Source organism: Cognatundibacterium crateris (assembly GCF_010078235.1).
Lineage (GTDB): Bacteria > Pseudomonadota > Gammaproteobacteria > Burkholderiales > Burkholderiaceae_D > Undibacterium > Undibacterium crateris.
This window is the reverse complement of the sequence record NZ_JAABOS010000021.1, coordinates 1-5,642: the sequence shown is the minus strand read 5'-3', so window position 1 is coordinate 5,642 and position 5,642 is coordinate 1. Positions and strand designations below refer to the sequence as shown.

The following is a 5,642-nucleotide window of genomic DNA, read 5'->3' as shown; positions in this document are numbered from 1 at the left end:
TGGTCCATCTGCTCGAACTGCAAGGCTATGATACCGGTGTCGACCTCACAAGCATCCTGCACGCTTCTGCCTTGTTGCCAGAGTTAATTGGGCATGACGTACCCAGCCAGCTTCTAAAGGCCGGTCCACGTTTGAAGTTACATCCGATGCCAGCAAACGATGGCATGCCAACCCAAGTCTTCCAAGCTTAATGTGAACACAATGCGACTAATCAATCATCTCGATCATCTGGTACTTACCTGTGTGGACGTTGAAGTGACCTTGAATTTCTATTCAAAGGTAATGGGAATGCAAGTAGAGACCTTTGCCAAAGACCGTATGGCGTTTCGCTTTGGAAACCAAAAAATCAATTTACACGAGAAAGGAAAAGAATTAGAACCTAAGGCCCACTTGCCGGTACCGGGTTCGCTTGACCTGTGTTTTATCGCCGCGGTGCCTTTAAACGATGTAATCGCACATCTTCGCGATTGCCATTGTCCCATCATCGAAGGGCCGGTAGAGCGCACTGGTGCCACCGGCAAAATCCGATCTGTATATATTCGTGATCCAGATGGTAACCTAATTGAAATATCAGAATTAATTACTTAATTGGCACTATCATCCCAATACGGTCCCACAAAAAATATTAGGAGACAGACCGAATGAAAAGCATAACGCAAGTCGGGGCAGCACCTGCAAAATCCGCCCTCATCCCAAGCAAGCCTTGGTGGCGCCAGCTATATATCCAAGTGTTCGTCGCTGTAGTGTTAGGTATATTGCTCGGGCACTATGCGCCGTCCACCGCGACTTCGATGAAACCGCTGGGAGACAATTTCCTCAAGCTGGTAAAGTTGATGGTAGCACCGCTGATTTTCTGCACCGTGGTACATGGTATTGCAAGCATGGGCGATATTAAGGCCGTTGGGAGGTTGGGGTTCAAGGCCTTGGTCTACTTTGAAGTGATGACCACATTGGCATTGATCATTGGTTTGCTAATGGTCAACTTGCTCCATCCGGGGAGCGGAATGAATATTGAACCTTCCACGCTAGATGTCAAAGCTATTACGGGTTTCACCCAAGCAGCGCATGACCAAACCGTCGTGGGCTTTCTGTCTCATATCATACCTAAGACTGTGTTTGGCGCTTTTACTGAAGGGGATATATTGCAAGTATTGTTTATCTCGATCATTTTTGCTTTTGGCTTGCAGGCTTTAGGTGAAACCGGTCAGCCGATGCTGAAAGTGATCGATATCGGCGCTCACACCTTCTTCAACATGGTACGTATCGTTATGTACGTATCGCCCGTTGGTGCATTTGGTGCGATCGCATTCACGATTGGTCAGTATGGTATAGGTTCTCTTGCATCTTATGCACGCTTACTTGGTACCTACTATGTTACAGCCATATTTTTTGTCGTAGTGGTTTTGGGCTTGACCTGTAGACTGTCTGGGTTCAGCCTGTACAAATTCCTACTTTATATTCGTGAGGAGTTGCTTATTGTGCTAGGCACATCCTCGTCCGAGTCGGCGCTCCCTCGTCTTATGTCTAAGCTTGAAAGGCTTGGCTGCGACAAATCTGCAGTCGGTCTCGTAGTGCCAGCAGGATATTCCTTTAACCTGGACGGCAGTTGCATCAATATGACAGTGCTGGCGGTGTTCATCGCTCAAGCCACAAATACCTATTTGTCGTTGGGGCAGCAAATCACGTTGTTACTGGTTTTGTTGCTGACCTCCAAGGGGGCGGCCAGTGTTAGCGGCGGTGCCTTTGTTGTACTCGCAGCGACCTTAGGTAACATACCGGGTTTTCCAGTTGCGGGTTTGGTGTTGGTGCTGGGCGTCTACCGCTTCATATCGGAAGGTGGCGCGTTGGTCAACGTGATTGGCAACGGAATCGCCACCATCGTGGTGTCGAAGTGGGAGAAAATGCTTGATGAGTCTACATTACATCGGGAGCTCGAAAAGGGTCCCACGCCGGCAAAGTTAACTCTTCCTCTAACTTCTAAATAGATCAAATCATGAAAGTAGTTTTTCTTGACGCGGGTACCTTGCCCATCCCTTTAAATTTTCCTAATAATTCAATTCTTTATCAGGCTTTTTCGGCAACGGAACCTGAGCAGGTCGTCGAACGTATCAGTGGGGCGACGGTTGTGATTACAAACAAGGTTCGGCTGAACTCAGGACAACTAGAGTCAAGCCCGCAGCTAAAGTTGGTTGCTGTCGCTGCCGCCGGAACCGATAATATTGATCTAATCGTGGCAAGTAAGCTTGGCATTCGTGTAAAAAACGCACCAGATTACGGCTCTGACTCTGTGGCCGAACATGTCATCGCAACGCTCTTCGCTCTGCGCCGTCACATCATCACCTATGCTGCAGCGGCTACTGATGGCCGTTGGTCGGGTGCGCAGCAGTTCTGCTGGAACGGCCCTCGCATCCGCGACTTGGGTGGTAGCGTATTGGGAGTAGTGGGTCGTGGTCGCATCGGCCAGGCGACCGCACGCCTGGCGATGGGACTTGGGATGAAAGTGCTTTACGCCCAAGCTCCGGGCTCAACGCAACGCGATGATGAGCTTCCGTTGGACGAGTTACTGTCTGTTGCTGACGCGATCACCCTGCACGTCCCACTAACCGATTTGACCCGTGGTCTTATCGGACAGAACGCACTTGCACTAATGAAACCAGATGCGATTCTGATCAATACTGGGCGGGGGGCATTGGTTGACTCGCATGCATTGGTATCGGCGTTGCGTAACCAAACAATTGGCGGAGCGGCGATCGATGTGCTAGACGTAGAACCACCACCACCTGACCACCCCTTGCTTGCTACCGACATTCCAAATCTATTGTGTACTCCCCACGTGGCGTGGGCCAGCCATCGAGCTCAGGCGCGATTGGCGGCCACACTTATTCAATTGGTGTTAGAACAGCATCAAATGTCCTGAACTAGCAGCGAATTTCATCTAGGGTACATGATGGTAAGCGAAACTAACCAACCTTTACGGGTGCTGATCGCACCAGACTCCTTCAAGGGTAGTCTGCAAGCACACGAAGTGGCACAACATATCTCCACTGGTGTGAAAAAGGCGATTCCGAATAGCGTCATCACGCTGGCACCGATAGCGGATGGAGGCGAGGGTACTGCGAAAACGGTAGTCCAAAAGTTAGGGGGGCATTGGGGAACGATCAAAGTAACCAATGCCAACTGTGATCGGATAGAGCTACGTTTTGGCATTTGTAGCAGTGCTACAGTGCCAATCTTTGTTATTTTCGATGTCGCTGAAATTGTCGGCTTGCCAGATGCCATACTGCCAGTTGAAGCGCGCACCACAAAGGGTGTAGGTGAAGCCGTGCGAACACTTGCTGGGCTGGGTTACAAGACAATTGTCGTCGCCCTTGGTGGTTCTTCAACTAATGATGGCGGCATCGGCATGCTGGCTGAGTTAATTGTGAGGGTAAAAGATGAACATGGAAATGTGTTCACGCCGACACTTGGTACGTTAGACGAGATAAGCTCGATGTGTATTCGTGAGGATTCTACATGGCTGTCAGATGTCAATCTGATAGCACTCACTGATGTCAACAGCCGACTTACAGGTCCCAATGGTGCAAGTCGCATTTTCGGTACTCAAAAAGGTCTTATTGACGTAGAAAAGACTGATTTTCTGGTGGAGAAACTCGCCTCGAGGATAAGCGCTATGTTCAGCGAAGACCATTCCCGTGTTGAGGGGGCTGGTGCAGCTGGTGGATTGGGTTTTGCCATTCGTGTGCTTGGTGGCAAACTACAACCTGGCGCTGAATTTATATTGAATATATTAGGTATGGATGATTCGAGAATGGACTTCGACTGGGTGATCACAGGAGAAGGTCATTCCGATAGCCAGACACTCTTGGGGAAAGGCCCCATTTCGATCGCGAGACTGGCAAAGAAAAAAAACATTCCTGTAACCCTATTGTCCGGCGCAATAACAAGCAGCGTGCAATTATTTGACGAGTTTGACGGCTGTTTTTCGATTCAGCGTTCACCCGTGACACTTGCGTTTGCGATTCAAAATGCCGGTGTGCTTTTAGAGTCAGCTGCACAAAACTTGGCAGCACTATTCCTTTGTTCTACACGCAGTATAAAAGTAAGCGCCTCACCTAAACCTTCTGGACGCTAGCGTTAAAAACCTTCAAAGTAATTCCCGTTAAATATTGGCGGGAGCTACTTTGGAACTACTAACCACACCGATGCGCAGGAAGCAACTTGCACAGCGCGCAGCCGAACCGGGCGTTTCGGTCTCCAGCTTGGCGCAGGAGAATGACATCAACGTCAATATGCTGTTCAAGTGGCTTCGGGAATTACGGGAAGGCCGATTGGATGGCGTGATGCATCGGCAGGCCATGTTGCCAGTCATGATCGTTAACGACAATCCAGATCATTTACCATCCAAGCATCCAACTGTTAGCCCTGACGCTGTTGTTACGCCTCAAAGAACCGCGACCAATGAACCAGGCGTGATCGAAATCTAGATGGCCGGTGCGGTCGTGCGTTTCGATGGCAAGGCTGATTTGACTGCGATCCGTGCCGTGTTGGGGATGTTACGACCATGATGGGGCTACCGGCAGGAACACGCATCTGGCTGGCAGCCGGTGTCACTGATATGCGTTCTGGCATGAATGGTCTGGCGGCCAAGGTGCACATGACCCTTCTTGAAGACACTTTGGCTGGCCATGTGTTTGTATTCCGTGGCAAGCGCGGCAACGTCATCAAAGTACTGTGGGCCAGGCGTTGATCTTTTATTGCGACGATGGCGTGGCCGAGATCGATAACAACATTGCCGAGAATGCGTTACGGGGTTGCTGCCTGGGCCGCAAGAACTTCCTGTTTCTGGGGGCGGACAGCAGTGGTGATCGTGCTGCTGCCATGTATAGCCTGATCGGTACAGCGAAGATGAATGGCATTGATCCGGAAGCCTACCTGCGCTACGTGTTCACGCATATTGCCGATCCTCCGATCAATCGGGTCGCTGAACTTATCCCTTGGAATATCGCCAACTTCCAGCCGAAAAGCTCCGTCTGATTTAGCAGTTCGTTAGTAAGCGCCCGGTCATCACACCTTGACCGGGCGTTTTAGCAATGATGGAAATGAGTACCCTGCAGACCAGCGATGGGGCAGCAGCTCGCCGATCCGGCTGTACGGCTGCAATGGCAGGCGCTCCAGAACATCACGCAAGTAGGCGTAAGGGGCGTGGCCATTGATACGCGTCGAATGAATCAAACTCACGATCGCAGCCGCACGTTTGCTCGCCCGCAGACTGCCAGCAAACATCCAGTTCTTGCGCCCCAGCGCGATCGGACGGATCGTGTTCTCAATCCAGTTGCTTTCGATCGGCACAGCAGGGTCATTGAGATAGTACGTCAGGGCTTGCCAGGGATTCAGGCTGTAGCCGATGGCCCTGGCCGTTGCACTACCCCTCGGTACCCGTTGATCCTGGGTCTGTAGCCAACGATACATTACCTCGAGAACCGGGCTTGCCTGCTGCTTGCGCAGGAGGTGGCGCCATTTACAGCCGAGCGAAGCCTCTTCCCTTTCAACTTCATACAACCGACCAAACAGATCGAGCACTTCACCCACGATCTGGCTGCTGTGGTCGGCCCATAGCTCATGGAATTTGCGTCGGGCGTGCG

Annotated in this window: 7 protein-coding genes and 2 pseudogenes; 8 read left to right on the top strand and 1 reads right to left on the bottom strand. The window is 51.0% G+C overall.

What is annotated here, in order from left to right:
- The 8 genes and pseudogenes from EYB48_RS19310 to EYB48_RS18820 all read left to right on the top strand — a co-directional run.
- A pseudogene (locus tag EYB48_RS19310) lies at positions 1-191 on the top strand (hydroxymethylglutaryl-CoA lyase); the annotation flags it as partial.
- A gap of 10 nt (positions 192-201) precedes the next feature.
- Positions 202-588, top strand: a complete 387-nt coding sequence (locus EYB48_RS18850; RefSeq protein ID WP_162021919.1) for a VOC family protein — start codon at positions 202-204, stop codon at positions 586-588.
- Between the two features lie 53 nt (positions 589-641).
- Positions 642-1,985, top strand: a complete 1,344-nt coding sequence (locus tag EYB48_RS18845; RefSeq protein ID WP_162021918.1) for a dicarboxylate/amino acid:cation symporter — start codon at positions 642-644, stop codon at positions 1,983-1,985.
- An 8-nt stretch (positions 1,986-1,993) separates the two neighbouring features.
- Positions 1,994-2,917 (top strand): NAD(P)-dependent oxidoreductase, encoded by a 924-nt coding sequence (locus EYB48_RS18840; RefSeq protein ID WP_162021917.1) that lies wholly within the window; start codon positions 1,994-1,996, stop codon positions 2,915-2,917.
- Positions 2,918-2,944: 27 nt separating this feature from the next.
- Complete coding sequence (locus tag EYB48_RS18835) at positions 2,945-4,132, top strand: glycerate kinase family protein (protein WP_162021916.1); 1,188 nt, start codon at positions 2,945-2,947, stop codon at positions 4,130-4,132.
- 49 nt (positions 4,133-4,181) lie between these two features.
- Positions 4,182-4,484 (top strand): transposase, encoded by a 303-nt coding sequence (locus tag EYB48_RS18830; protein ID WP_162021915.1) that lies wholly within the window; start codon positions 4,182-4,184, stop codon positions 4,482-4,484.
- Between the two features lie 77 nt (positions 4,485-4,561).
- A complete protein-coding gene (gene tnpB / locus EYB48_RS18825) occupies positions 4,562-4,747 on the top strand; it encodes an IS66 family insertion sequence element accessory protein TnpB (protein ID WP_162021914.1) in 186 nt (61 codons plus the stop codon).
- A pseudogene (locus tag EYB48_RS18820) lies at positions 4,741-5,034 on the top strand (transposase domain-containing protein); the annotation flags it as partial. The gene tnpB and the pseudogene EYB48_RS18820, both read left to right, overlap by 7 nt.
- A 30-nt stretch (positions 5,035-5,064) precedes the next feature.
- On the opposite strand, the gene EYB48_RS18815 reads toward EYB48_RS18820, so the two are convergent.
- On the bottom strand, positions 5,065-5,642 hold a 578-nt coding region (locus tag EYB48_RS18815; RefSeq protein ID WP_162021913.1), incomplete at its 5' end, for an IS66 family transposase.

Excerpts from the sequence above, each read along its gene's own strand:
- EYB48_RS18835 (WP_162021916.1), top strand. The coding sequence starts at position 2,945 with ATGATGGTAAGCGAAACTAACCAACCTTTACGGGTGCTGATCGCACCA.
- EYB48_RS18850 (WP_162021919.1), top strand. The coding sequence starts at position 202 with ATGCGACTAATCAATCATCTCGATCATCTGGTACTTACCTGTGTGGAC.
- EYB48_RS18840 (WP_162021917.1), top strand. The coding sequence starts at position 1,994 with ATGAAAGTAGTTTTTCTTGACGCGGGTACCTTGCCCATCCCTTTAAAT.
- tnpB (WP_162021914.1), top strand. The coding sequence starts at position 4,562 with ATGATGGGGCTACCGGCAGGAACACGCATCTGGCTGGCAGCCGGTGTC.
- EYB48_RS18845 (WP_162021918.1), top strand. The coding sequence starts at position 642 with ATGAAAAGCATAACGCAAGTCGGGGCAGCACCTGCAAAATCCGCCCTC.